This is a genomic window from Desulfarculus baarsii DSM 2075, from assembly GCF_000143965.1.
GTDB classification, from domain to species: domain Bacteria; phylum Desulfobacterota; class Desulfarculia; order Desulfarculales; family Desulfarculaceae; genus Desulfarculus; species Desulfarculus baarsii.
Map to the genome: position 1 here is coordinate 2,686,642 of NC_014365.1, position 25,265 is coordinate 2,711,906.

Here is a 25,265-nt window from a genome sequence, read left to right on the forward strand (position 1 = left end):
GGTTCGGACGCGACGGGACGTTTGGCGGCCAAGCGAACCGGGTGCAGCCGCCAAGCCCACGGGCCGGGGCGCGCTCCGACAGCCAGCCGCGGCCGCTCGCCAAAGGCCAATCATGAATCTTTCGGCTCGTCCATCGCGCCTCGCCCGGATCGCCGGTCTTTTGGCCGTTGCGGCCCTTGCCCTGGGGCCGGCCCCGGCCGCCCTGGCCGGATCGTTCACCGACGAGCTGGGCCGCGCCGTGCAAGCGCCCGAACGCCCCCGGCGCATCATCGCCCTGACCCCGGCCCTGACCGAGACCCTCTTCGCCCTGGGCCTGGGCGACAAGGTCGTGGGCGTCACGGCCTGGTCGGATTATCCGCCCCAGGCCAAGGGCCTGCCGCAGATCGGCTCGTACGTCGCGCCCAATCTGGAGCGCATCCTCGAACTGGCCCCCCAGCTTGTCCTGGCCAGCCGCGACGGCAACCCGCCCGAACTGATCGCGCAACTGAGCGGCCTGGGCGTGGCCGTGTATGTCGTGGCCCCCGATGACCCCCTGGCCCTGCCGGCCACCCTGGAGGCCCTGGGCCGGGTCTGCGGCGCGCCCCAGGCCGGCCGGCGTCTGGCCGAGGGCCTGCGCCGCGACTACGCCGCCGTGGCCGCGCGCCTGGCCGGCGTCCAGCCCCGGCCCACGCTGATGGTCATCGGCTCCAGCCCGCTGATCACCGCCGGCGAGGGTTCGCTGACCAACCGCCTGCTGGTCATGGCCGGCGGCCACAACATCGCCCAGGGCCTGCCCGGCCGCTGGCCCACCCTCAGCCTGGAAAAAGTCGTGGAGGCCCAGCCCGAGGTGGTGGTGCTTTCGACCATGGAGCGGGGCATGGACCGCGATCGGGTCATGGCGTATTGGCGCAATCTGCCGGGGTTGGCGGAGCGGCCGGGCCTGCGCGTGGTCTATATCGACTCCGACATCATCGACCGGGCCGGGCCGCGCCTGGGCCAAGGCCTGATGGCCCTGGCCCGCCTGATCCACCCCGAACGCTTCGCGGAAGACCGCCGTTGAGGGCCACCCCCGTCAATCTGGCCTGGCTGTGCCTGGTTCTTTGCCTGCTGCTGGCGGCGACGTTCGTGCTGGGCCTGACCGTGGGCACGGCCAGCGTGCCGCTGGGCCAGGTGTGGGATTGGGCCATGGGCCGGGCCGACACTGGCTCGGCGGCGGTGATCGTGGGCCAGTTGCGCCTGCCGCGGCTGTTGGTGGCGGCGCTGGCCGGGGCGGCGCTTAGCCTTTCGGGGGCGGTGTTCCAGGGCGTGCTGCGCAACCCCCTGGCCGAGCCCTTCATCCTGGGCGTCTCGGGCGGGGCGGCCACGGGCGCGGTGCTGGCCATATCGTTGGGCTTGGCCGGCCTGTGGGCGGTCTCGACCTTCGCCTTTTTGGGGGCGCTGGGCACGATGCTCTTGGTGATGGCCATCGCCGGCCGCCGGGGCGGGCTGGACGCGGCCTCCATCGTGCTCACCGGGGTGATGGTCAACGCCTTTTTCACGGCCTGCATCATGTTTGTCATCTCCACCACCACCGACCAGAAGCTGCACTCCATTCTATTTTGGCTCTACGGCGATCTTTCCGGGGCGACCATGGCCCAGGCCGCCCTGCTGGCCCCGGTGCTGGCCCTGGCCGGGGCTGCGCTGTGGCTGCGCGCCCGGCATCTCAACCTGCTCAGCGCCGGCGAGACCGCCGCGGCGGCCTTGGGCGTGGAGGTGGGTCGCACGCGTTTTTTCCTGATGATCGTCGCCAGCCTGCTGGTGGGCGCGGCGGTCAGCCTCAGCGGGTTGATCGGCTTCGTGGGGCTGATGGCCCCCCATTTGCTGCGCATGACCATCGGCCATGACCATCGCCTGCTGCTGCCGGGCTCGGTGCTGTTTGGCGCTTCGTTTCTGTGCCTGGCCGACACCGCCGCCCGCACGCTCATCAGCCCCTCGTCGCTGCCGGTGGGCGTGGTCACCGCCGCCCTGGGCGCGCCGTTTTTCCTGTTGCTGCTGGCCAGGCGAGGCGTGCGATGGATGTGAGCGCGGCCCAAGCGCCGCTGTTGATCGGGCGCGATCTGCACTTTGCTTATGGCCAAACGCCCGTGCTTGAAGGAGTGGGGCTGGAGGTGCGCCCCGGACGCATGCTCTGCGTGATCGGCCCCAACGGCGGCGGCAAATCGACGCTTTTGGGCCTGCTCAGCGGCCTGGTGCGGCCGGCGCGGGGCCGGGTGCTGCTGGATGGCGTGGACATTTTTGGCCTGCCCCGGGCCCAGGTGGCCCGTCGCGTGGGATTGGTCAGCCAGGCGCCCCAACTGGCGCCGGGCCTTTCGGCGCTGGAGACCGTGCTGGCCGGCCGCTTCGCCCTGATGGGCGGACGACAGTTCGAAAACCAGGCCGACCTGGCCGCCGCCCGCCAGGCCATGGCCCTGACCAACATCACGCACCTGGCGGATCGGCCGGCCGGGGCGCTTTCGGGCGGCGAACGCCAACGCCTGGCCCTGGCCAGGGCCCTGGTCGCCGAGCCCGAGCTGCTTTTTTTGGACGAACCCACCAGCGCCCTGGACCTGGAGCATCAGATCTCGATCATGGCCATGCTGGAGCGGGCCTGCCGGCAAAAGGGCCTGGGCGTCTGCCTGGTCAGCCACGACCTGAACCTGGCCGCGCTGTTTTGCGACCAACTGCTGCTGCTGGCCGGCGGCAAGGCCCTGGCCTGCGGCCCGCCCCACGCGGTGCTCACGCCGGCGTTGATCCAAAAGGCCTACGGCCTGGCGGTGACCATCGACGCCGAGCCCAGCCGGGGCCGACCCCGCGTCACGCCCCTGGCCCCCCCCTTGCCGCCTGGTTGAACCAGGCCTCGCCTTGGCCCCAAAAAGCTTCCGTTGGTTGTGCTATAATTTTTTTTAGCGCCGCCGGGACAATTGTTGCCAAGGCGGCGTGGGTGAGGCACTCTGTTTTTCAGGCAAAATTGACAAGGCTTTCCATGGCCTCGCGGTCAGGGGCGGTCTTTATTATGCAATGGGCATGGGGATGCGATGATTTCAACACGCCGCACATCGACCGCGCTGGCCCTGGCCGGGCTGCTCCTGGCCGCGACGGCCCTGCCGGGCTGCCTCAAGGTCGGCCCCGATTACAAAACGCCGGAAACCAAAACCCCCGCCTCCTGGGATCTGCCCGACGACAAATTCCTCAAGCCCGACCCGGCCGCCATCCAGCGCTGGTGGGAGGTCTTCGGCGACCCGCAATTAAACGAGCTGATCGTTCGCGCCGGCCAGAGCAACCTGGACCTGCGCACGGCCCACGCCAGGGTCAAGGAGGCCTGGGCCAACATCGGCGTGGTCCGTGGCGAGATCATGCCCGCCCTGTCGGCCAGCGGCTCCTACGCCCGCCAGCGCGGCAGCGAATACGCGCCCACCCCCGGCGGCGTGACGTTCGACAACTATCAGATCGGGGCCAACGCCAGTTGGGAAATCGACCTCTTCGGCCGCATCAGCCGCTCCATCGAAGCGGCCACGGCCGACTACCAGGCCAGCGAGGAAGACCGCGTCGACGTGATGGTTTCGCTCTACGCCCAGGTGGCCACGACCTATTTCACCATCCGCGCCACCCAGGCCCAGTTGGCCGCCACCAACGAGAACATCCAGTCGCAAAAACAAGTCCTGGCCCTGACCCAGAGCCGCTTCCGCAACGGCCTGGCCAACGACCTGGACGTCTCGCAGGCCGAAACCGTCCTGGCCAGCACCCAGGCCGAGGTGCCGCCGTTGAAAATCACCCTGGCCAAGGCCTACAGCGCCATGGACCTGCTCTTGGGCCAGCCGCCGGGGGCCTCGGCCAAGCTGCTGGGCGAGGTCGAGCCCATTGCCCAACCGCCGCGCATGGTTGCCGTGGGCGCGCCGGCCGACATCCTGCGCCAGCGCCCCGACATCCGCCGCGCCGAGCGCCAACTGGCCGCGGCCACCGCCCGCGTCGGCCAGGACACCGCCCGGCTCTACCCCAGCTTTTCGCTTTTGGGCAACATCGGCCTGGCCTCGACCAACGCCAGCGATCTGTTCCGCTCGGGCAGCTATCTGTTTTCGCTGGGCCCCCAGTTCAACTGGAACGTCTTCCAGGGCGGGGCCATCCGCGCCCAGATCCAGGTTCGTGACGCCCAGACCGAACAAGCCCTGCTCAACTACGAACAAACCGTGCTGAGCGCGCTCAAGGAGGCCCAGGACGCCCAGACGGCCTATGTCCAGCAACTGGCCAGGGTCGAGCACCTGGCGCGCACGGTCAGCGCCTCGCGGCGCACGCTCAAGCTGGGCCTGGAGCTTTACAAGGAAGGCCTGACCGACTTCCAGTCGGTGCTCGACGCCCAGCGCACGTTGTTCCAATATGACAATCAACTGGCCCAGGCCAGGGGCGAAGCCGCCGGCAACCTGGTCGGCCTCTACAAGGCCCTGGGCGGCGGCTGGCGCGCCGGCCAGCACGCCGATCCGGCCCAAGGCCCGGCCATCGTCAAGGCCAGCGCCGACCAGCGGCCATAGCTTCAATTTTTTCGAGGGTTCGTCATGACGCAGCTCAATCGATCGATCACGAGGCCGCTCAAGCGCCTGGCCGGCGCGGCGCTGGCCGCCCTTGCCTTGTTCACGGCGGGTTGCTCGCAAAACGAGTATCAGCCGCCGCCGCCGCCGGCGGTGACCGTGGCCACGCCCACCGTCAAGGACGTGACCTTCTACGCCGAATACACCGGCTACACCAAGGCCCAGGAGTCGGTCGACATCCGGGCCAGGGTCGAGGGCTTTTTGGAGAGCATGCATTTCGAGCCCAGCAGCCAGGTGAAGGCCGGGCAGCTTCTGTTTATCATCGACCCGCGCACCTACGTGGCCCTGCGCGACCAGGCCAAGGGCGACCTGGCCCAGTGCGAGGCCGAGTTGCAACTGGCCAAGGCCACGCTGACGCGCAAGGAAAACGCCTTCAAGGAGCGCGCCGTCAGCGAGGTTGACGTGATCCAGGCCCGGGCCGAAAAAGCCAAGGCCGAGGCGGCCATCGAGGCGGCCAAGGCCAGCCTGCAGTCGGCCGAAATCAACCTTGGCTACACCCGCATCCACGCGCCCATCGCCGGACGCATCTCGCGCAACCTGATCGACGTGGGCAACCTGGTCGGCGCGGGCGAAAAAACGCTTCTGACCAACATCGTCGACGACGACCCCATCTACGTCTACTTCAACATCTCCGAAAACGACATCCTGCAATACCGCAAATACTCCGACCAGACCCCCGACCCCCGCGACGACAAGGGCCAGGCCAAGGCCTATCTGGCCCTGGCCATGGACGAAGGCTACCCTCACGAAGGATACCTGGATTACATGGACAACGCCGTCGACCCCAACACCGGCACCATCCAGGTGCGCGGCGTCTTTCCCAACGGCCACGGCGACATCTTACCCGGCTTTTTCGCGCGGGTGCGCATCCCGCTGGGCGTGCGGAAAAACGCCGTGCTCACGCCGGAAGTGGCCGTGGCCGCCGATCAGGGCGGTAATTATCTGTTGTTGGTAGACGACAAGAACGTCGTGCAATATCGCAAGGTCACCACCGGCCCCAACGAGGGCGACATGCGCGTGATCCTCAGTGGGCTCAAGGCCGGCGAGCGGGTCATCGTCGCTGGCGTGCAACGATCACGGCCGGGCATGCAGGTCACGCCACAAGAGCAAAACGCCACGCAGACCCCGGCCAAACCGGCCTCGGCCACCGGCCAGAAGTGAGCGAGCGCCGATGTTTTCGCGATTTTTCATCAACAGGCCGATCTTCGCGGCGGTGGTGTCGATCGTCATCGTGCTGGGCGGCCTGATCACCCTCAGCACCCTGCCCATCGCCCAGTACCCCAACATCGAGCCGCCCACCGTCACCGTCAAGGCCAACTATCCCGGAGCCAACGCCAAGGTCGTCGCCGACACCGTGGCCGCGCCCATCGAGCAGCAGGTCAACGGCGTCGAGGGCATGATCTACATGTCCAGCGTCAGCGCCTCCGACGGCAGCTACTCGCTCACCGTCACCTTCGAGACCGGCGTCGACCTGGACATGGCCTCGGTGCTGGTGCAAAACCGCGTGGCCATCGCCACCAACTCGCTGCCCGAGGACGTCAAGCGCCTGGGCGTGACCACCATGAAGCAATCGACCAACTTCGCGGCCATGATCACCCTGGTCTCGGAGGACGGACGCTACGACGACATCTACCTGTGCAACTACGCCACCATCAACGTGCGCGACGAGCTCAGCCGCATCTACGGCGCGGGCTCGGTCAACGTCATCGGCGCCGGCGACTACAGCATGCGCCTGTGGCTCAACCCCGAGAAAATGCGCTACCTGGGCCTGACCGCCGCCGACGTGGTCAACGCCGTCAGCGCCCAGAACGTCCAGGTGGCCGCCGGCATCGTCGGCCAGCCGCCCGCGCCCAAGGACCAGGCCTTTCAATACACCGTCACCGTTTTGGGCCGGCTGGAGGACGTGGGCCAGTTCGAAAACATCGTCGTCAAGACCGGGGCCGACGGCCGGCTGGTGCGCGTGCGCGACGTGGGCCGGGTGGAGTTGGGCTCGGTGAGCTACACCACCGGCAGCCAGCGCGACGGCAAGCCCGCCGCCCTGATCATGGTCTACCAGCTGCCCGGCTCCAACCTGCTGGACCTGACCGACAACATCAGCGCCAAGATGGAAGAGCTCAGCAAGCGCTTCCCCGAGAGCATCAATTATCAGATTACCTACAACGCCGCCGACGTGGTCCACGCCTCCATCGACGAGATCGTCGAGACCCTGGTCATCGCCGCCATTCTGGTGATACTCACCGTCTACGTCTTTTTGCAGGATCTGCGGGCCACGCTGATCCCGGCCATCACCATCCCGGTTTCGCTGATCGGCACGTTTTTGGTCATGGCCATTCTGGGCTTTTCGATCAACACGCTCACGCTTTTTGGCTTGGTGCTAGCCATCGGCATTGTCGTCGACGACGCCATCGTGGTGGTCGAAAACGTCGCGCGCAACATCGACGAAACGGGCCTGGCGCCCAAGGAAGCCACCATCAAGGCCATGCAGGAGGTCACCGGCCCGGTCATCGCCACCACCGCCGTCTTGCTGGCGGTGTTCGTGCCCACCGCCTTCATGGGCGGCATGACCGGCATCCTCTACAAGCAGTTCGCCCTGACCATCGCGACGGCCACCTTTTTCAGCTCCATCAACGCCCTGACCCTCAGCCCGGCCCTCTGCGCGCTGGTGCTGCGGCCCACGCCCGAGCATCACCGGGGCTTTTTCGCCTGGTTCAACACGGTGATGCAAAAGGCCACCGGAGGTTATCTCTCCACCGTGAGCCTTTCGATCAAGCGCATGGGCCTGGCCATGGTGGTCTTTCTGATCATCGGCGGGCTGGCCTTTTTCGGCATCGTGCGCACGCCCACCGGCTTCGTGCCCGAGGAAGACCAGGGCTATCTGATGGTCAACGTCCAGTTGCCCGACGCGGCCTCCCTGGAGCGCACGGTGGCGGTGATGGAGCGCCTCAACAAGATCATCGCCGCCACGCCGGGCGTGGATCACTTCATCACCGTGCGGGGTTATTCGTTCCTCGACGGCGCGGCCAACTCCAACGTGGGCGGCATCGTGGTCGTCTTCAAGCCCTGGGACGAGCGCACCACGCCCGAGACCGACCAATACGCCATCCTCACCCACCTGCAACGGCAGTTTTCCCAGGTGCAAGAGGCCATCATCTTCGCCTTCCTGACCCCGGCCCTGCCCGGCCTGGGCAACACCGGCGGCTTCGAGATGCAGTTGCAGGATCGCGGCGGCCTGGGCCTGGCCTCGCTGCAACAGATGGCCGCCGAACTGGTGCAGGACGGCAACGCCCAGGCCGGCCTGAGCAACCTCTACACCAGCATCCGCGTCAACGTGCCCCAGATCTTCGCCGACGTCGACCGCGAGAAAGTCTTGTCCATGGGCGTGCCGCTTAGTTCGGTCTTCAACACGCTCCAGGCCTATCTGGGCTCGGCCTATGTCAACGACTTCAACAAGTTCGGCCGCACCTTCCACGTCACGCTCCAGGCCGATTCGGCCTTCCGCTCCCAGCCCAAGGATATCGGCCAGCTCCAGGTGCGCAACGCCCAGGGCCAGATGCTGCCTTTGGGCACCCTGGTCAAGATCCGCCAGTCCCTGGGCCCCCAGCTTATCTCGCGCTTCAACGTCTACGAATCGGCCACCATCCAGGGTTCGGCCGCGCCGGGCTATAGCTCGGGCCAGGCCCTGGAGCTGATGACCAAGATGGCCGACGCCAAACTGCCCTCGCAGATGGGCTTCCAGTGGTCTGGCATGTCGTACCAGGAAGTGGCCACCGGCAGCCAGGCCGTGTTCATTTTCGGCATCGCGGTGGTGTTTGTGTATCTGTTCCTGGCCGCCCAATACGAAAGCTGGAAGATCCCCTTCTCGGTGATCCTGGCGGTGCCCCTGGCCCTGTTCGGGGCCTTCGCGGCGATCATGGCCCGTGGGCTCGACAACAACGTCTACACCCAAATCGGCCTGGTGCTGTTGATCGGCCTGGCCACCAAAAACGCCATCCTCATCGTCGAGTTCGCCAAGGAGGCCCACGAGCAACGTGGCCTCGGCCCCATGGAGGCGGCCATCGAGGCCGCGCGCCTACGCTTCCGGCCCATCCTGATGACCGCCTTCGCCTTCATTTTGGGCGTGGTGCCGCTGTTGATCGCCAGCGGGGCCGGCGCGGGCAGCCGGCGAGCCCTGGGCACGGCGGTCTTTGGCGGGATGCTGGCGGCGACGATTCTGGGCGTGGTCTTCGTGCCGACGCTGTTTGTGGCCATCGAAAATCTGGCCCAGCGCCTGGGCAAAAAGAAAAAACCGCCCCAAGGCTAGCGCGAAAAGAGCGGGGCCGTCGCCGGTGACATGAATCGGCGGCGGACCCGCTCTTGTTTTGGCTCGACCGACCAAGCCGATCCGGCCGGGTCGGCTTTTTTTTACGCGGCGTCCAGCGGCGGCCGGCGACCGGCCCAGGGCCGCGCCCGCTCCAACTGGCCAGCCAGGCGAAACAGCGTGGCCTCGTCGCCAAAGCGGCCCACGAAGTGGCAGCCGATGGGCAGGCCCTGGTCGTTCCAATATAACGGCACGCTCATGGCCGGCTGGCCGGTGCAGTTTTGCAGCGGCGTGTAGGGCACGAAGGCCGCGCCCCTGGTCCAGGCGTCCATGGGCTTGTTGTTCACCACGTCAAAGGAGCCCAGCGGCAGGGGCGGCTCGGCCAGGGTCGGCGTCAGCCACACGTCGTGGCGCGCCATGAAGGCGGCCATCTGGCGGGACCAGAGCTGGGTGGCGGCCACGACGTTTAGATAATCGCCGGCCTTGACTTCCAGGCCCCGCTGATAGAGCGCCCAGGTCAGGGGCTCGTAGTCGGCCGGGTCTGGCTTTTTGCCGGTGACCATGGCCACGGCGTGGATGTTGCCCACCAGGCCGGCGGTCCACAAGATGGTGAACAGCCGGCCCATGTCCTGCTGGCCGCGCAGGCTGGGCGCGTCCTCCTCGACGATGTGGCCCAACTCGGCGCAGAGCTTGGCCGCGCTTTCCATGGCCGCCAGGCAGTCTGGATGCACCGGCCCGCCGGCCGCGGTCTTGGCCGAAAAAGCGATGCGCAGCCGGCCGGGCTCGGTGGCTGCTTCCTGGATATAAGGGCGCTCCTTGGGCGGGGCCCAATAGGGGTCGCCGGGCTCGGGGCCGCTGGTGCAGTCGAGCAGCAAGGCGCTGTCGCGCACCGAGCGGGTGAGGGCGTGCTCCTCAAGCATGCCGCCCATGGCGTCGCCGACCACGGGCCCCTTGGGGTTGCGGGCCCTGGTGGGCTTGAGGCCAAACAGGCCGCAACACGAGGCCGGGATGCGGATCGAGCCGCCGCCGTCGTTAGCGTGGGCCATGGGGGCCAGACCGGCGGCCACCGCCGCGGCCGAGCCGCCGCTGGAGCCGCCGGGCGTGCGCTCCAGGGCCCAAGGATTTTTGGTGGGGCCGAACAGGCGCGGCTCGGTGGTGGGCAGCAGGCCAAACTCCGGCGTGTTGGTGCGGCCGAAAATGACCAGGCCGGCGGCCTTGTAGCGCGCGGTGAGGGTGGCGTCGCGCTTGGGCGCGTGGCCTTTGAGCGCGGCGGTCCCGCAGGCCTGGGGCACGCCAGCCTGGGCGGCCATGATGTCTTTGAGCAAAAACGGCGCGCCCTTGAAGGGCCCATCGGGCAAGGGCCCGGCCGCCGTCTGGCGGGCCAGGTCGTAAAGGGGCGTGATGATGGCGTTGAGGGTGGGGTTTAGTTTTTCGGCGCGGGCGATGGCCGACTCCAGCAGCTCGCTGGGGGTCAGCTCGCCTTTGCGCACCAGCTCGGCCTGGGCGGTGGCGTCCAAAAAGGCCAGTTCGTCGTGGTCGGGCATGGTTTCTCCGCTTATTTTTTCAGGCTGGCCAGCAGGGCGTCAACCCGCTGGTGATTGTCCTCCGAGCCGATATAGCCACGGAAGAGCCACTCTTGCAGCTTCATGGCCCCGTCCAGGTCGTGGTTGACGATGGTCTGGCCCAGGCGCTTGGTCTCGGCCAGGCACTGGCGGTCGTAGGAGGCCATCTGGCGGGCGATCTGGCCGACGTTTTCCAGCAGCTCGCCGGTGGGGAAGACCTTGCTGACGTAGCCCATGGCCAGGGCCTCGGCCGCGTCGTAGATGCGCCCGGTGAGCGCCACCTCCATGGCCCGGCCCAGGCCGATGACGCGCCACAGCGGGTCCATGATCGGCGTCAGCGACAGGGCGATCTCGCGCTGGCCAAACTTGGCCCGCTGGGAGGCGTAGCGGATGTCGCACATCAGGCTCAGGTCAAAACCGCCGGCGATGGCCGGGCCGCCCACGGCGGCGATCACCGGCTGGGGGCAGAACATGATCGCCCGGTAAGCCCGGTGAAACAGCGCCGTGAAGGCCTCGTTGGAGACCTTTTCCAGCGTGCGGATGAAGTTGAGGTCAAAGCCGGCCGAAAAGAACTTCTCTCCGCCGGTGAGCACCGCCACGTTGACCTCGGCCATCCGGCCCAGGCCCTCGAAGACTTCGGTCAGCTCCTCCAACACCTCGGGGGCCAGGGCGTTGCCCTTGTCAGGGCGGTGGATGGTCACCGTGGCCACGCCGTGGCCGATCTCCAGCAGCAAAAATCGTAAATCCATGAACAAGCTCCCGGTCAAAGCGCGCACAGGCGCGGCAAGATCATCTGGTGCTGAGGACACAACGAGGCGGGGTTTTGATAGGCCGCCTCGGCAAAGGCCGTGAGATAGGCGCGCAGATCGGCCAGGCGCGCCACCTCGTCGACCAGGCCGGCCTGGGCCAGATAGGCCGGCCGCGCCTTGTCGTGATAATCGGCGATCATGGCGTTCATCTGCGCGATAACCGGCTCCAGAGGCAGGCCTTTTTCGTGCTGGCGGGCCAACTTGCGCCCCAGGGCGGCGGCGGCGGCGGTGCGCGGCCGCATGACGTAGATCTCGCTGCTGGCCAGGCCCAGGGTCAGGGCGTTGTTGCGGTTGGCCGGCGGGCCGCCCATCTGATAGTGCGGGGCCACCGTGCCCTTGCGCAGCACCACCGCCAGCATCGGCAGGCCCGATTGCTGGATGCTGTAGACCAGGCTCTGGCCCAGGCCCAGCACCTCGGCCCGCTCGGCCAGATCGCCCAGGTCCAGGCCGTCGTGGTCTTGCAGCCAGATCATGGGCAGGCGGTCGCGGCCGCAGAGGGTGGTGAACTCGGCCATCTTGAGCAGCCCGTCGCGGAAGATCGTGCCGCCCCGGCCCTGATAGGCCCCGGCGGCGTAGGCCGGATAGCCGGCGGGCAGTTCGCCCTGGCGGTTGGCAACCAGGCCCACGGCCAGGCCGGCCAGCTTGACCAGGCCGCAATAGATCTCCGGCCCGAAATCCCGGCGATACTCCCGGTGGCTCGATCCGTCCACCAGCCGGGCCAGAATCTGTTCTATCTTGTAGGGCCGGTCGTTGTCCAGGGGCAGGATGTCATAAAGCTCGTCGGCCGGGGCCAGGGGCGGGGCGGGGTCGTCCACGCGAAAAAAGGCCGGATCAAAGGCCGGCAACTGGGCCACGCGCTGTTGCAGGGCGGCCAACACCTCGGGCTCGCTGGGATAGATCTCGCGGAAAAAGCCGGTGACGTCAAAGTGCGTGGCCGCCGTGCCGGGCGGATCGGCCTGGCGGCGGGCCATCTCGGCGATCAACTCCATGGCCTGATCGATGTCAAAGGGCCCGGCCCCGCCCATGCCGCCCAGCACCGCGCCGCCGCCGGCGCTCATCTCGGCCTTGTCGTGGGCGATGATCAGCGTGGGGCTACAGGCCTGATAGCCGCCACCGGCCGGGTTGGAGCCGAACACGCCGGCCAGCACCGGCAGACCGGCCACGGCCATCTCGGCGTGGCGGAAAAAATTGGCCCCGCCGCCTCGCCGGCCGCCGTAGACACGGTGCTGCTGGCTGAGCTTGACGCCCGAGCAGTTGACCAGCCAGACCAGCGGCAGGCGCAGTCGCGTGGCCAGATCGGTCACGCGCAGCTTTTTTTCGGGCTGGCCCGGCAGCCAGGCCCCGGCCAGCGATTTGTTGTCAAAGCCGGCCACCACGCACCAGCGCCCGCTGATGCGGCCCAGGGCGCAGACCACGCCGGTGAGGCCTTCCTCGTTTTGCTCGGGGTCGTAGAGGCTAAGCAGCGGCCGCAAACTGCCCGGCTCGACCAGGGCGGCCAGGCGCTCCCACACGGTCAGTTGGCCGCGCCTGTGCACGTCTTCGTCTGGCGTGCCGGCCTGGCGCGGGGCGGCGGCCAGGGCGGCGATCTCTTGTTCGATAGCCGCCAGGCGCTGGCGGTTGGCCTGGTCCGGGGCCGGGTCGCGGCCCAGATCCAGTGGGGGCATCTGGCGAAAATAACGATGCATGAAAAGCCCCTTTTCCTTTAGCGGCCGGCCTTGCGCAGGCCCAGTTCGTCCAGGGCCACGATCCACTTGCAGATGTTGGCCGAGCCCTCGACCATGTAATAAGTCGGCGCGTCGCGGTGATAACGAGCCACGGGGTATTCGGTGGAGTAGCCATAGGCCCCCAGGATGCGCATGGCCTGTTCGGCGCACATGGCCGCCACCTCGCCGGCCTTGTACTTGGCCATGGCCACCTCGCGGCCGTTGTCCAGCCGGCCCTGGTCCTTTTGCCAGGCCGCCCGGTAAACCAGCAGGCGCGCGCACTCCACCTCGGTGGCCATGCGGGCTATCTGATCCTGGATCATCTGATTTTGGGCGATGGGCCGGCCGAACTGCTCACGGCTGTTGGCGTAGGCCACGGCCTGATCCAGGCAGGCCTGGGCCAGGCCCACGCCGCCGGCGGCGGCTTGCAGGCGGGTCTGGTTCAGCGAGCCGAAGACGATCTTGGCCCCGTCGCCGGGCCGGCCCAAGAGGTTTTCGCGGGGCACGCGCGCGCCGTCGAGGACGATCTCGCCGGTGGGGCTGCAATGGCTGCCCAGCTTGTCCAGGGTGCTGACGCGCACGGCGGGGTTGTCTTTAAGGTCGACGACGAAGGCGCTCAGGCCCTTGGAGCCGGCGGCGCGGTCGGTGTAGGCGTAGAACACCACGCAGTCGGCCACGGGGGCGTTGCTGATCCAGGTCTTGGCCCCGCTCAGTTCGAAGTGATCGCCTTTGTCCACGGCCACCGAGCTGATGGCCATCACGTCGCTGCCGGCGTTGGGCTCGGTGATGGCGAAGCCGCCCAGCCATTGGGCGCTGACCAGCTTGGGGATGTAGCGCTCCTTGGCCCGGTCGGTTCCATGGCGCAGAATGGCGTGGGCGCAGCCCAGCTCTTGCAGATTGACCTGCACGCGCAGCCCGCTGGAGGCCCGGGCAATCTCTTCGCTGAGGATCATCGTCGCCAGCCAGCCCATGGCGTTGCCGCCGTATTCCTCTGGGATGACCGTGCCGAAAAAGCCCAGCTCGGCCATGGGCAAGACGGCCTCGTGATAGGGGAAATAGTGCTCGGCGTCCCATTTGTCGGCAAAGGGGGCGATCTTTTCCTGGGCGAACTTGCGCGCGGCCTCACGCAGCATGGCCAGTTCGTCGCTGAGCGCGAAGTGCATTTTTTCCTCCAAAGCCAGCCAGCGGGTTGGCGCCAAAAGCTAGCGGCCCAGGAACTTGGGCGGTCGTTTTTCCAAAAAGGCCCGCGCGCCTTCTTTTTGATCCTCGGTGGCGCACAGGCCCGACCACAGGTCGCTTTCGCTCTCCAGGCCCATGGCCACGCTCAGCTCGCGGGCGCGGTTGATGCTCTTTTTTGCCGCGGCCACGCCCAGCGGCCCCCGTCCGGCGATGCGCCGGGCCAGGGTCATGGCCGCCTCCAGCGCCTGGCCCCGGGGCACGACCTTTTCGATGAGCCCGCAGGCCAGGGCCTCCTGGGCGCTGATCATCTCGCCGCCGAAAATCAGCTCCTTGACCTTGCCCAGGGGCGCGTGGCGCAGGCTGCGCACGGTGCCGCCGTTGCCGGGAAAGATGGCCAGGTTCACCTCGGGAAAGCCGAAGCGGGACTGCTCCTCGGCGTAGCGCACGTCGCAGCACAGGGCCAGCTCCAGCCCGCCGCCCAGGCAAAAACCGTCGATGGCGGCGATGACCGGCCACTGAAAGTCCTCGATCTTGGCCACGATGGCGTGGGTGCGCTTTTGGCGGCGCTTGGCCGCATCGGGCGTGAGGGTCAGGAACGAATTGATGTCGGCCCCGGCCACGAAGGCCTTATCGCCGGCCCCGCGCAGGATCGCCGCGCGCAGCTCGTCGCGGCGCTGGTCCAGCTCGTCGAAGACGCGGCCGATGGCCTCCTTGGTGGCCTCGTCAAGGGCGTTCATGGGCGGGTGGTCGATGGTGACCACGGCGATCTGTTCCTCGATGACATAGCTGCAAAGTTCGGCCATGCTTTGCCCTCCTAGGCTTCGTTGCGCACGATCAGGGCCACGCCCTGGCCGCCGCCCAGGCACATCGTGGCCAGGCCCAGCTCCACGCCGGCGCGCTTCATTTCGTAGACCAACTTGGTGAGGATCACCCCGCCGGTGCCGCTGATGGGGTGGCCCAGGGCGATGGCCCCGCCATTGACGTTGACGCGCTCCATGTCCAGGCCCAGTTCGCGGATGCAGGCCAGCGACTGCGAGGCAAAGGCCTCGTTGAGCTCCACCAGGCCGATGTCGCTTACGCTCAGGCCCGTCTTGGCCAGCACGGCCTTGGTGGCGTCCACCGGGCCGATGCCCATCAGCGAGGGCTCCACGCCCACCGAGGCGTAGCCGACGACGCTGGCCAGGGGTTTAAGCCCGCGCTCGGCGGCCCACTGGCGCTGGGCCACCACCGTCGCCGCCGCGCCGTCGTTCATGCCGCTGGAGTTGCCGGCGGTGACGCTGCCGCCCTTGCGGAAGACGGGCTTGAGCTTGGCCAGCTCTTCGAGGGTGGTCTCGGGGCGGGGGTGCTCGTCACGGGCAAAGAGCTTGGGCTCGCCTTTTTTCTGGGGGATGGGCACGGCCACGATCTGCTCGTCGAAGCGACCGGCGGCCTGGGCGGCGGCGGCCTTTTGCTGGCTGGCCAGGGCGAAGGCGTCTTGATCTTCCCGGCTGATGGCGTATTTTTCGGCCACGTTTTCGGCGGTTTCGCCCATGGTGTTGCCGCTGATGGGGTCGAAAAGCACCAACTGATCCATGACCTGGCCGTGGCCCAGGCGCTGGCCCCAGCGCATGGTCGGCAGCAGATAGGCGGCGTTGGTCATGTGTTCGAGCCCGCCGGCCACCAGCACCCTGGCGTCGCCGGCCTTGATGGCCTGGGCGGCCAAAAAGACGCTCTTGAGCGAGCCGCCGCAGGCCTTGGCCACGCTGAAGTTGGGCACGGGGATGGGAATGCCCGCGTCGACCGAGATGGGCCGAGCCATGTTGGGCGGCAGGACGCCGGTGCGATATTGCTGGGCAAAGACCACTTCCTCGACCTGATCGGGGCTGACGCCGGCCCTGGCCATGGCTTCCTTGATGACCAACGCGCCCAGTTGGCGGTCGGTGACGGCCTTGAGCGAGCCGCCGAAACGGCCCACGGCCGTGCGCGCCGCGCCGAGAATCACTACATCGGACATGATCATATTCTCCTTCATATCTTGGCCGGGCCGATTTTTTGGCCCTTGGCGTCATATTCGTACCAACCCACGCCGGTCTTGCGGCCCAGTTGCCCCGCGCCGACCTTGCGCCGCAGCAAAAGCGGCGGATGCCAGCGGGGGTCGCCGGTCTCCTCGAACATGGATTTCAGCGCGCCATAGGTCACGTCGAGGCCGACCATGTCGCCGGTCTCGAAGATGCCCATCTTGCGGCCCGAGGCCAGGCGCAGGCCCTTGTCGATGTCCTCGACCGTGGCCACGCCGGCCTCGACCAGGTTCATCGCCTCGATGGTGCTGGGAAAATTGATGCGGTTGATCACGAAGCCGGCCACGTCGCGCTGGACCATGATCGGATCCTTGCCGATCTGGATGGCGAAGCGGCGGCCGGCCTCGAAGGTCGCGGCGCTGGTTTGCATGCCGCGAATGACCTCCACGGCCTTCATCATCGGCACGGGGCTGAAAAAGTGCAGGCCCAAAAAGCGCTCGGGCCCGGGGACAAAGGCCGCCAACTGGCTGATGGGGATGGCGCTGGTGTTGCTGGCCACCAGGGCCTCGGGCCGGGCGATGGCCCCGATCTGCTGAAAGACCTGCTTTTTGACCTCGATGTTTTCGAAAACCACCTCGATGATCAGATCGGCCGCGGCGGCCTCTTGCAGGCTGGCGCAGGGCCGGATGCGGCCGACGATCTCCTCGGCCGAGCCCTGGACCAGGCCCTTTTCGACAAACTTGCCCACCGACCAGGCAATGGACTTGACGGCCTTTTCCACGGCCGCCGCCGAGGCGTCGTGGAGGCACACGTTCAGGCCGGCCTGGGCGCATACCTGGGCGATGCCCGAGCCCATCAAACCGCCGCCGATGACGAACACCTGTTTTATTTCCACAACTTCCCTCCCCTGGCTATTTGAGAATCTCGCGGGCGATGACCGTGCGCTGGATCTCGCTGGTGCCTTCGTAAATGGTGGTCAGGCGCAGGTCGCGGTAAAAGCGCTCGACCGGGAAATCGCGCACGTAGCCCATGCCGCCGTGGATCTGCACGGCCATGTCGGCGGCGCGGTTGGCCATCTCGGTGCAGAAAAGCTTGACCATCGAGGCCTCCTTGACCACGGCCGCGCCCCGCTTGTCGCGCAGCCAAGCGGCGTGATAGAGCATCTGGCGGGCGGCGTAGATGTGGGTGGCCATGTCGGCCAGCTTGATCTGGATGGCCTGGAAATTGGCGATGGGTTGGCCAAACTGCACGCGCTGTTTGGCGTAGGCGATGGACAGGTCCATAAGCTTCTGGGCCGAGCCCAGGGCCGAGGCGCCCATGGTCAGGCGGCCCTTGTCCAGGGTCTTCATGGCCGTCTTGAAGCCCTGGCCCACGTTGGTCTCGCCGCCGATGACGTTTTCGCGGGGGACGCGGCAGTCGTCGAAGATCAGCTCGCAGGTGTGGCTGCCGCGCAGGCCCATCTTGCGTTCGATGGTGCCGACGTAGAATCCGGGGAAGGTCTTTTCGACGATGAAGGCGGTGATGCCGCCACGGGCCTTTTTCTGGCGGTCGTTGGCGGCGAAAACCGTGGCCACGTCGGCGATGTCGCCGTTGGTGATGAAGTGCTTGCGGCCGTTGAGCACCCAGTGGTCGCCTTTGAGTTCGGCGGTGGTCTGGATGTTGGCCGCGTCGGAGCCGGCCTCGGGCTCGGTGAGGGCGAAGCAGGCGGTCCACTGGCCGCTGGCCAGGTTGGGCAGATAGCGCTCTTTCTGCTGGGGCGTGCCGTCTAGCAAAATACCCTGGGAGCCGATGCCGTTGTTGGTGCCGATGCGCGAGCGGAAGCAGGCGTTGGTCTTGGAAAGCTCCTCGTAGCAGAGGCATTCGCCCAGCGTGCCCAGCTCCAGGCCGCCGTACTCCTCGGGGATGGACAGGCCAAACAGGCCCAGCTCGCGCATTTTTTGCACCACGTCCTCGGGGATGTGGTCTTCGTCCTCGACCTGCTGGCTGATGGGCTCCAGGTCTTGCTTGACGAATTTGGCCACGGTGTCGACCATCATGCGCAGATTTTCGGGGATATCAAAGTCCATGCTTCGCCTCCTGATGGCGGCGGGGCCGCCGGGGTTGTTTTGGTTGTCGGGGTGAAGATGAGCAAGAAGCGGGCCATGGCGGCATGTCAAATATATATATTGTAATATCGACGTGTTACTCCATATATGCGCGACGCGGCGGTCGACGGCGGGCCGGGCTGGCGTATAAAAAATTAGACACCACGCCGGGCCGTGGGGCCGCTTTAATCCCGAGTTTTGGCCGACCTAGGGCCTGGCGTGCAAAAATCTAGACATGTAGTGAATTTTAGACGGGTCAGTCGACCAGGCCGTGCCGCCGCATTTTCTGATAAAGCCCGCTGCGATGAATGCCCAGCAGCCGCGCCGCCCGGGCCCGGTTGCCGCCGCAGCTCTCCAGCGCCCGGGCGATGGCCCGCCGCTCGGCCAGCTCCAGCGCCGCCCGCAGGCCGCCCATTGGCCGGGTCGCCTCGTCGTCGGGTTCGAGGATGTCGGTGGGCAGATGGGCCGCGCGCAGCAGTTGATCGCCGGCCGCCTCGGCCGAGGCCCGCTCCAGGATATTGCGCAGCTCCCGGGCGTTGCCGGGCCAGCCATAGGCCCGCAGCCGGGCCATGGCCTCGGGCTCGATGCGCACCGGCGCGCGGCCGCCCTCGGCGCGGATGCGCGCCAACAAGGCGTAGCACAGCCGGGGCAAGTCCTGGCTCATCTCGCGCAGCGGCGGGGTGTGCAGGCGGAATATATTCAAGCGATAGAACAAATCCTGGCGGAACTGGCCGGCCTTCATCATCTTTTCCAGGTCGCGGTTGGTGGCGGCGATGACCCGGAAATCCAGGTTGAGCGGTTTGGCCCCGCCCAGGCGCTCCACCTGGCGCTCCTGGATCACGCGCAGCAGCTTGGCTTGCAGGGCCAGGGGCAGCTCGCCCACTTCATCCAAAAATATCGTGCCGCCGTGGGCCAGCTCGAAGCGGCCTGGCTTGCCGCTGGGGCTGGCCCCGGTAAAGGCCCCGGCCTCGTAGCCGAAAAGCTCGGCCTCGAACAGCTCGCCGGGGATGGCCGCGCAGTTGACCCGCACCAGGGGCCGATCGCGGCGGGGGCTCATCTGGTGGATGGCGTGGGCGAAAAGCTCCTTGCCCGTGCCGGTCTCGCCGGTGATCAGCACCGCCAGCTCGGAGGCCGCGGCCTGGGCGGCGATGCGCTTGGCCTGCTGCATGGCCGGCGACTGGCCCACCACCCGCTCCAGCGAATAGCGCTCGCCATAGAGCTGGCGCAGTTCTTTTTCATAATAATCCAGGCGGCCAGCCAGCACTTCCGTCTGGCGCACCAGCTCGCCCACCCGCTCCAGATGCCAGAAAATCAGCTTGCCCGCCGCGCCGATCACCCGGCCCTGGTCGTCCTTTAGCGGGATGCGCGCCACCACCCGCTGGCGGCCGCCCATGAAAAAAACCCGGCCGATCTCGGCCTTGCCGGTTTTGAGCACGTTCATCAGGCCGCTTTCGGGGTTGATCTGGACGATGGAGCGACCCACGGCCTCCTCGGGAGCCAGGCCGTAAAACTGGCGCGCCGCCTCGCTCATGAAGCGCACCACGCCCTGGGCGTCGACGACGATCTGCGACTCGTGGGGGTTTTGCAGTAGCGCCGCCAGCAGCCGGTCGTCCAATTCCATCTGGGGTTTTTTCATGCCGCGCCTCGTCCGCCCTTTTGCCCGGCCTAATCGGCCTGGCGCTCGTCGACCCAGCGGCGAAACTCCTCCACCAGCCGCCAGAAACGCGCGATGGCCTGACGGCCGGCCTCGGTGAGCCGGGCCCCGCCGCCGCTGACCCCGCCGGCCTGCTTTTCCACCAAAGGGCTGACGGCCAGGCAGTTCATTTCCTCGACCAGATTCCAGGCATGGCTGTAGCTCATGCCCATCGAGCGGGCCGCCGCCGACAACGAACCGGCCTGGTCGATGCGCTCCAGCAGCACCACCCGGCCCCACGACAAAAACGTCTTGCCGTCTTTTTCCAGCCAGATGCGTCCCTTGAGGTTGAGTTTGTCGTGGCCGATCTCCGGCCCGCAGGCCAGGGCGTTGCGTTCGTGGGGGATGGTCGGTTTGGGCATGGACTCCCGCCTGGGCTGGGTGAGCGATTGATCGGGGCCTGGACCAGTATATAAAATCCGCCCGGCCCAGGCAACGGCGCGGACCGGCGGCTAATAGGCGTAGGGCTCGGCCTGGTGAACGGTGAAAATATAGGGCACGCTCGGGGCCGGGCACGGCCGCAGACGTTCGGCCCGGAACAGATACTTGCGCTCGATCGCCAGCATCGGTCCGGCCTTGAGCTTGGCCTCCACGCCGGCGTGGGCCGTTGCCTGGGCCGGCGTCAAGCGGCCATAGGCCTCGACCCAATCGCCCAGGGCCGGGGCCGGGCCGCCGTGGTCCACCAAAAAGGCCACCACCACCGCGTCGGCCAGGCAGCACCAGACCATCAGCCGACCGGCCAAAAGCACCCCGCCCTTGTCCATTTCCGGGTCCGAGACCACCTGGGCCCGAAAAACATAGCGCCGGGCCGTGGGGTCGGCCTTGGCGTTTTGGGCCAGCATGAACAGCTCGGCCACGTTGATGCGGATGTATTCCTGGCCGTTCCACGCCACCCGCGAGGTCTGGGTCGGCTTGGAGCGGGCCGGCTCATCCAGAACGCTGGCCGCATCGACGCCCGGCGTGGCCAGCACCACCGGCTGGCTGATCAGGCAGGCGGCCAACAGCACCGCAAACAGCGCCGCCCGCGCCCCTCCGGCCCGGCGCTTGGCCGCCAGGGCCATCGCGGCCAGGCCCGCCGCCGCCAGGAGCGCCCCGGCCAGGCCGGTCAACCACCGGAATTTGGGGTTCAACAGCAGCCAATAATCGGCCGAAAAGGCCAGCCAGACCATGAACCCGCCCAGCCCGGCCAGCATCAGCGCCTCGAAAACGGCCGCCGCCCGCGTTATCAGCCCCACAGCAACCCCCAGATCAGCGCCAGGCCAAAGACCAACAGGCACGGCGCGGCCACCAGCACCGCGAAGGCCCGGCCGCGAAAGATCGCCCCGTACATGGCCAGCAGCTTGAGATCGACCATGGGCCCCACGCCCACGAAGGCCAGCATCGCCGCCGGCGGAAAGCCCACGAAAGAGGCCGCCACGAAGGCGTCGGCCTCCGAACACACCGAAAGCAATATGGCCAGGCCCATCATCGTCAAAACGGCCAAAATCGGGTCGCCGCCCATGGCGCTGAGCCACTGGGGCGGGGCAAAGGCCTTGATCGCCGCCGCGGCCAGGCAGCCCAGGATCAAATACTTGCCCATCTCCAGAAACTCGTCGGCCACCCGGGCCATAAGCGTCAGCGCCCCCGGTCGCGGCCGGCCGGGCAGGTGGCCGTGATCATGGCCGCAGCCGCAGGCGCAGGCCGCCCCGTGGCCGGCCATGGGCAGCTCCAGGCCCGGCGCGCCATTGTTGGGCCCGCGCAGCAGTTCGGCCACCGGCCGACCGCCCAGGGTCAGGCCCACCAGCAGGGCCGGCGCGGCCACCATCAGCACCCGGCCCAAAACCATCGACCAATCGCCGCGAAAGGCCACGTAGGTGCTGGTCAGCACCAGGGGATTGATCACCGGAGCGGCCAGCATGTAGGCCAGGGCCGCACCCGGCGGCGCGCCACGGGTGATCATGCGCCGGGCGATGGGCGCCACGCCGCATTCGCAGGTGGGCAGGACCATGCCGGCCAGCAGGCCCGTCAGGGCCGCGCCCAGACGGCCCCGGGGCAGGCGGCGCAGCAAAAAATCGTCGCTGACATAGGCGTCGAAGATCACGGCGATGATCGAGCCCAGCAACAGAAACGGCGCGGCCTCCAGAAACGTGGCCAGGGCCAGCGAGACGAACAGATCAAAGGGCGTGGCGGCGTTCATGGGCTTGGGCGTTCTCCGGCAAAGAGGCGGTCGGCGCGGCGATCCGCCCGGCGTGGGCCATAAATTTATAGCACCACATCCCCCGCCGTCAAACCACGCGGCGCTGGCGCGGCCTTTGGAGGTTGACAGGCGGCGGGGTTGTTGATATGCATGAGCCATATTCGTGGAGCAGGCGCCCGTGAGGGCCTTTGAGGGAAGCCGGTGCGAACCCGGCGCGGTCCCGCCGCTGTGAACGGGGACGAAAGCCGCCACCAAGCCACTGCCCGGCCCAACCGGGTGGGAAGGCGCGGCCTTTAGGACGATCCGTCAGCCAGAAGACCTGCCGCTCCACCAAAGGCCGCCACGCCGGGCAATGCGTCAGGCGGCCGACCCTGGGGTTCAAGCAAGCTGGGTGCGATCCCTCGGTTCCTCGCGTGGGGCCGAGGTTTTTTTATTTTGCGAGGCCAATTGAGAGCGTTCGTCATCGGCGCGGCCACCAGCGGCGCGGGCAAAACCACCGTGACCATGGCCATTTTGGCGGCCCTGCGCCGCCGGGGACTCGTCGTGCAGCCCTTCAAGGCCGGGCCGGACTTCATCGACCCCGGCCACCACGCCGTGGCCGCCGGCCGCCCCTCCCACAACCTCGACACCTGGATGCTCTCGGCCGACGAAAACCGGGCCATTTTCCAGCGTCACGCCGCCGGGGCCGACGTGGCCGTGGTCGAGGGCGTCATGGGCCTTCACGACGGCTTCGGCCCCCTTGACGACACTGGCTCCACGGCCCATCTGGCCAAGCTGCTGGGCCTGCCCGTGGCCCTGGTCGTCGACGCCAAAGGCATGGCCGGCAGCATCGCCGCTTTGGCCGGCGGCTTTGTCGGCTTCGATCCGGCGCTCGGCTTTGTCGGCGTCATCGCCAACCGAGTGGGCGGGCCGGGCCACGCCGCCATTTTGGGCCAGGCCCTGGCCGGCCGGTCGGGTCTGCCGCCGTTTCTGGGCGGGCTGGTCAAGGAGCCCGGCCTGGCCATGCCCGAGCGCCACCTGGGGCTGATCACCGCCGACGAGGGCGCTTTCGACGCCGCCAAGCTGGCCCGGCTGGCCGACTGGGCCGAGCAGGGCCTGGACCTGGACGCCCTGCTGGCCGGCGCGGCCGAGCTGGACTTGATCCCACTCGACGAACCCGCGCCGCCCACCCGGCCCGTCGTGACCATCGGCGTGGCCCGCGACGCGGCGTTTTGCTTTTATTACGCCGAAAACCTGCGTCGCCTGCGCCAGGCCGGGGCCACGCTGAAGTTTTTCTCGCCCATCGACGACCCCGCCCCGCCGCCGGGCCTGGACGGGCTTTATCTGGGCGGCGGCTACCCGGAGCTTTTCGCCCATAAGCTAAGCCAAAATCAAACCATGCGCCGCGCCATCGCCCGGGCCGTGGCCGACGGCCTGCCCGTTTTGGCCGAATGCGGCGGCATGCTCTACCTGGGCCAGGCGGTGGTGGACAAATCCGGCCAGGGCTGGCCCATGGCCGGGGCGTTGGACATCGTCACGCGCATGGGCGACAAGCTATCCGGCCTGGGTTATCGCCAGGCCACCTTCACGGCCGATAACCCCCTGGGCCCGGCCGGGACCACGGGCCGGGGCCACGAGTTTCATTATTCCAGCATCGATGAAGGGGCCTCCGGGGCCCAAGCCGGCGTCTTCGAGCTGCGCGGCCGCGCCGGCGGCCCGGCCCGACTGGCCGGCTACCGCGTTGGCAACGCCGTGGCCAGCTACATGCACTTCCATTTTGGCGGCAACCCCGATCTGGCCCGCAATTTCGTGGAGTTCTGCCGGAAAGGCCAGCCATGACCGACCAGACCTGGAACCTGCCGCCCGAAGAGATCGAACGCCGCAGCCTGGCCATCATCGACGCCGAGGCCGGCACGCACCCCTGGGGCCCCCGCCGCTGGGCCGTGGTGCGGCGCATGATCCACACCACCGCCGATTTCGATTGGCGAGACATCTGCATGTTTCACGACCAGGCCATCGACAGCGGCCTGGCCGCCCTGCAAAGCGGCCGCGTCATCGTCACCGACACACGCATGGCCCAGATGGGCCTGTCGCCCTGGCGGCTGAACAAGCTGGGCGTCGTCGCCCGCTGTCTGGTCGACGATCCGGCCACGGCCGCGATCGCCAAGGCCCGTGGCGTCACCCGCTCGCTGGCGGCGGTGGATCTGGCCGTCGAACAAAATCTGGGCCAGATCTTCGTTATCGGCAACGCGCCCACGGCCCTGCTGCGCCTGCTGGAGCACTGCGACGCCGGCCGCGTCAAGCCCAGCCTGGTGGTGGGCCTGCCAGTGGGCTTTGTCAACGCCGCCGAGGCCAAGGACGCCCTCGGCCAGCGCGATCTGCCCTTCATCACGGCCCGTGGCCGCAAGGGCGGCTCGGCCGTGGCCGCCAGCGTCATCAACGCCCTGGCCATCATGGCCCTGGAGAACGACAAATGAGCCAAAAAACCATCGGCACGCTCTACGGCGTGGGCGTGGGCCCCGGCGATCCCAAGCTGATGACCCTGCGCGCGGTGGAGGTTTTGCGCGGCGTCAGCGTGGTCTTCGCGGCCAGCTCACCCAAAAACGGCTACAGCCTGGCCCTGAACACGGCCCAGGGCCATATCCCGCCCGAGGTTGAGGTGGTGCGCCTGCCCTTTCCCATGACCGACAGCCACGAACTGCTGGCCCAGGCCTGGCGGGCCAACGCCGGGGCCGTGGCCCAGGCCCTGGAGCAAGGCCGCGACGCCGCCTTCATCACCATCGGCGATCCGCTGACCTACAGCACCTATGGCTATCTGCTGCGCACGCTACGGGACATGGGGTGCCAAGCCCCGGTGGTCACCGTGCCCGGCGTGACGGCCTATCACGCGGCGGCGGCCAGCCTGAACACGCCCCTGGTCGAAAGCCGCCAATCGCTGGCGGTGATCAGCGGCGTGGCCGATCCGGCCGAGATCGCCAATCTGGCGGCCATCAGCGACAATATCGTCATCATGAAGGCCTATCGCCAGTTCGACCAGATCGTCGAGGCGGTGGAGGCCCTGCCCGAAAAATGGTCGCTGGCCGCGGCCAGCCAGGTCAGCCTGGCCGAGGAAAAGGCCACCACCGAGGCCGGCGCGCTCAAGGGGCAGAAGCAGCATTACCTGACGCTGGTCATCGCCAAACGGCGGCCCGCGCCCCAGGCCGATTGAT

General features: G+C 67.7%; 21 protein-coding genes and 1 riboswitch. Of the genes, 9 read left to right on the plus strand and 12 right to left on the minus strand.

The window, feature by feature from the left end; all coding sequences use genetic code 11:
- Positions 1 to 160 precede the first annotated feature (160 nt).
- The 6 genes from DEBA_RS12180 (at position 161) to DEBA_RS12205 (ending at position 8,877) form a co-directional block, all read left to right on the plus strand.
- Positions 161 to 1,039 (plus strand): ABC transporter substrate-binding protein, encoded by an 879-nt coding sequence (locus DEBA_RS12180; RefSeq protein WP_187288557.1) that lies wholly within the window; start codon positions 161 to 163, stop codon positions 1,037 to 1,039.
- On the plus strand, positions 1,036 to 2,040 hold the full coding sequence (locus DEBA_RS12185) for a FecCD family ABC transporter permease (protein WP_013259239.1): 1,005 nt from the start codon (positions 1,036 to 1,038) through the stop codon (positions 2,038 to 2,040). The genes DEBA_RS12180 and DEBA_RS12185 overlap by 4 nt, the downstream gene beginning before the upstream one ends.
- Positions 2,031 to 2,846: an ABC transporter ATP-binding protein gene (locus DEBA_RS12190; protein WP_013259240.1), complete on the plus strand. Its 816-nt coding sequence runs from the start codon at positions 2,031 to 2,033 to the stop codon at positions 2,844 to 2,846. The genes DEBA_RS12185 and DEBA_RS12190 overlap by 10 nt, the downstream gene beginning before the upstream one ends.
- A 186-nt stretch (positions 2,847 to 3,032) precedes the next feature.
- Complete coding sequence (locus DEBA_RS12195; protein ID WP_013259241.1) at positions 3,033 to 4,520, plus strand: efflux transporter outer membrane subunit; 1,488 nt, start codon at positions 3,033 to 3,035, stop codon at positions 4,518 to 4,520.
- Positions 4,521 to 4,544: 24 nt separating this feature from the next.
- The gene (locus DEBA_RS12200) at positions 4,545 to 5,738 is read left to right on the plus strand and encodes an efflux RND transporter periplasmic adaptor subunit (RefSeq protein WP_013259242.1); all 1,194 of its coding nucleotides are present in this window, start codon (positions 4,545 to 4,547) and stop codon (positions 5,736 to 5,738) included.
- A gap of 10 nt (positions 5,739 to 5,748) precedes the next feature.
- On the plus strand, positions 5,749 to 8,877 hold the full coding sequence (locus DEBA_RS12205; protein WP_013259243.1) for an efflux RND transporter permease subunit: 3,129 nt from the start codon (positions 5,749 to 5,751) through the stop codon (positions 8,875 to 8,877).
- Between the two features lie 101 nt (positions 8,878 to 8,978).
- On the opposite strand, the gene DEBA_RS12210 is transcribed toward DEBA_RS12205, so the two are convergent.
- The 12 genes from DEBA_RS12210 to DEBA_RS12265 form a co-directional block, all read right to left on the minus strand.
- A complete protein-coding gene (locus tag DEBA_RS12210; protein WP_013259244.1) occupies positions 8,979 to 10,418 on the minus strand; it encodes an amidase in 1,440 nt (479 codons plus the stop codon).
- A gap of 11 nt (positions 10,419 to 10,429) precedes the next feature.
- Complete coding sequence (locus tag DEBA_RS12215; RefSeq protein WP_013259245.1) at positions 10,430 to 11,185, minus strand: enoyl-CoA hydratase/isomerase family protein; 756 nt, start codon at positions 11,183 to 11,185, stop codon at positions 10,430 to 10,432.
- A gap of 14 nt (positions 11,186 to 11,199) precedes the next feature.
- Positions 11,200 to 12,930, minus strand: coding sequence for a carboxyl transferase domain-containing protein (locus tag DEBA_RS12220; RefSeq protein WP_013259246.1), 1,731 nt, complete (start codon positions 12,928 to 12,930; stop codon positions 11,200 to 11,202).
- A gap of 17 nt (positions 12,931 to 12,947) precedes the next feature.
- Complete coding sequence (gene acd / locus DEBA_RS12225; protein ID WP_013259247.1) at positions 12,948 to 14,111, minus strand: glutaryl-CoA dehydrogenase Acd; 1,164 nt, start codon at positions 14,109 to 14,111, stop codon at positions 12,948 to 12,950.
- Positions 14,112 to 14,150: 39 nt separating this feature from the next.
- On the minus strand, positions 14,151 to 14,930 hold the full coding sequence (locus tag DEBA_RS12230) for an enoyl-CoA hydratase/isomerase family protein (protein ID WP_013259248.1): 780 nt from the start codon (positions 14,928 to 14,930) through the stop codon (positions 14,151 to 14,153).
- 11 nt (positions 14,931 to 14,941) lie between these two features.
- Positions 14,942 to 16,120: an acetyl-CoA C-acyltransferase gene (locus tag DEBA_RS12235; RefSeq protein ID WP_013259249.1), complete on the minus strand. Its 1,179-nt coding sequence runs from the start codon at positions 16,118 to 16,120 to the stop codon at positions 14,942 to 14,944.
- A gap of 14 nt (positions 16,121 to 16,134) precedes the next feature.
- Positions 16,135 to 17,019, minus strand: coding sequence for a 3-hydroxyacyl-CoA dehydrogenase family protein (locus tag DEBA_RS12240; protein WP_013259250.1), 885 nt, complete (start codon positions 17,017 to 17,019; stop codon positions 16,135 to 16,137).
- A 16-nt stretch (positions 17,020 to 17,035) separates the two neighbouring features.
- Positions 17,036 to 18,190, minus strand: a complete 1,155-nt coding sequence (locus DEBA_RS12245; protein WP_013259251.1) for an acyl-CoA dehydrogenase family protein — start codon at positions 18,188 to 18,190, stop codon at positions 17,036 to 17,038.
- A 274-nt stretch (positions 18,191 to 18,464) separates the two neighbouring features.
- Positions 18,465 to 19,844 carry a sigma-54 interaction domain-containing protein gene (locus DEBA_RS12250; protein ID WP_013259252.1) on the minus strand — a complete coding sequence of 460 codons (1,380 nt, stop codon included), beginning with the start codon at positions 19,842 to 19,844 and terminating at the stop codon, positions 18,465 to 18,467.
- Positions 19,845 to 19,873: 29 nt separating this feature from the next.
- Positions 19,874 to 20,263, minus strand: coding sequence for a winged helix-turn-helix domain-containing protein (locus DEBA_RS12255; RefSeq protein WP_013259253.1), 390 nt, complete (start codon positions 20,261 to 20,263; stop codon positions 19,874 to 19,876).
- 90 nt (positions 20,264 to 20,353) lie between these two features.
- Entirely contained in the window at positions 20,354 to 21,136 is a 783-nt protein-coding gene (locus tag DEBA_RS12260) for a TIGR03943 family putative permease subunit (RefSeq protein ID WP_013259254.1), read from the minus strand.
- A complete protein-coding gene (locus DEBA_RS12265) occupies positions 21,127 to 22,077 on the minus strand; it encodes a permease (RefSeq protein ID WP_013259255.1) in 951 nt (316 codons plus the stop codon). The genes DEBA_RS12260 and DEBA_RS12265 overlap by 10 nt, the downstream gene beginning before the upstream one ends.
- Before the next feature lie 152 nt (positions 22,078 to 22,229).
- Positions 22,230 to 22,418: riboswitch (cobalamin riboswitch) on the plus strand.
- Between the two features lie 106 nt (positions 22,419 to 22,524).
- Between DEBA_RS12265 and DEBA_RS12270 the strand changes: the two genes are divergently transcribed.
- Genes DEBA_RS12270 through cobI form a run of 3 tightly spaced genes read left to right on the plus strand, consistent with a single transcriptional unit; the run spans position 22,525 to position 25,264 of the window.
- Positions 22,525 to 23,895 carry a cobyrinate a,c-diamide synthase gene (locus tag DEBA_RS12270; RefSeq protein WP_043814454.1) on the plus strand — a complete coding sequence of 457 codons (1,371 nt, stop codon included), beginning with the start codon at positions 22,525 to 22,527 and terminating at the stop codon, positions 23,893 to 23,895.
- Entirely contained in the window at positions 23,892 to 24,533 is a 642-nt protein-coding gene (locus DEBA_RS12275; RefSeq protein WP_013259257.1) for a precorrin-8X methylmutase, read from the plus strand. The genes DEBA_RS12270 and DEBA_RS12275 overlap by 4 nt, the downstream gene beginning before the upstream one ends.
- Positions 24,530 to 25,264: a precorrin-2 C(20)-methyltransferase gene (cobI, locus tag DEBA_RS12280; protein ID WP_013259258.1), complete on the plus strand. Its 735-nt coding sequence runs from the start codon at positions 24,530 to 24,532 to the stop codon at positions 25,262 to 25,264. The genes DEBA_RS12275 and cobI overlap by 4 nt, the downstream gene beginning before the upstream one ends.
- The last annotated feature ends 1 nt before the right edge of the window (position 25,265 follow it).

Excerpts from the sequence above, each read along its gene's own strand:
- DEBA_RS12190 (WP_013259240.1), top strand. The coding sequence starts at position 2,031 with ATGGATGTGAGCGCGGCCCAAGCGCCGCTGTTGATCGGGCGCGATCTG.
- DEBA_RS12195 (WP_013259241.1), top strand. The coding sequence starts at position 3,033 with ATGATTTCAACACGCCGCACATCGACCGCGCTGGCCCTGGCCGGGCTG.
- DEBA_RS12200 (WP_013259242.1), top strand. The coding sequence starts at position 4,545 with ATGACGCAGCTCAATCGATCGATCACGAGGCCGCTCAAGCGCCTGGCC.
- DEBA_RS12205 (WP_013259243.1), top strand. The coding sequence starts at position 5,749 with ATGTTTTCGCGATTTTTCATCAACAGGCCGATCTTCGCGGCGGTGGTG.
- DEBA_RS12210 (WP_013259244.1), bottom strand. The coding sequence starts at position 10,418 with ATGCCCGACCACGACGAACTGGCCTTTTTGGACGCCACCGCCCAGGCC.
- DEBA_RS12215 (WP_013259245.1), bottom strand. The coding sequence starts at position 11,185 with ATGGATTTACGATTTTTGCTGCTGGAGATCGGCCACGGCGTGGCCACG.
- DEBA_RS12220 (WP_013259246.1), bottom strand. The coding sequence starts at position 12,930 with ATGCATCGTTATTTTCGCCAGATGCCCCCACTGGATCTGGGCCGCGAC.
- acd (WP_013259247.1), bottom strand. The coding sequence starts at position 14,111 with ATGCACTTCGCGCTCAGCGACGAACTGGCCATGCTGCGTGAGGCCGCG.
- DEBA_RS12230 (WP_013259248.1), bottom strand. The coding sequence starts at position 14,930 with ATGGCCGAACTTTGCAGCTATGTCATCGAGGAACAGATCGCCGTGGTC.
- DEBA_RS12235 (WP_013259249.1), bottom strand. The coding sequence starts at position 16,120 with ATGTCCGATGTAGTGATTCTCGGCGCGGCGCGCACGGCCGTGGGCCGT.
- DEBA_RS12245 (WP_013259251.1), bottom strand. The coding sequence starts at position 18,190 with ATGGACTTTGATATCCCCGAAAATCTGCGCATGATGGTCGACACCGTG.
- DEBA_RS12250 (WP_013259252.1), bottom strand. The coding sequence starts at position 19,844 with ATGAAAAAACCCCAGATGGAATTGGACGACCGGCTGCTGGCGGCGCTA.
- DEBA_RS12255 (WP_013259253.1), bottom strand. The coding sequence starts at position 20,263 with ATGCCCAAACCGACCATCCCCCACGAACGCAACGCCCTGGCCTGCGGG.
- DEBA_RS12265 (WP_013259255.1), bottom strand. The coding sequence starts at position 22,077 with ATGAACGCCGCCACGCCCTTTGATCTGTTCGTCTCGCTGGCCCTGGCC.
- DEBA_RS12275 (WP_013259257.1), top strand. The coding sequence starts at position 23,892 with ATGACCGACCAGACCTGGAACCTGCCGCCCGAAGAGATCGAACGCCGC.
- cobI (WP_013259258.1), top strand. The coding sequence starts at position 24,530 with ATGAGCCAAAAAACCATCGGCACGCTCTACGGCGTGGGCGTGGGCCCC.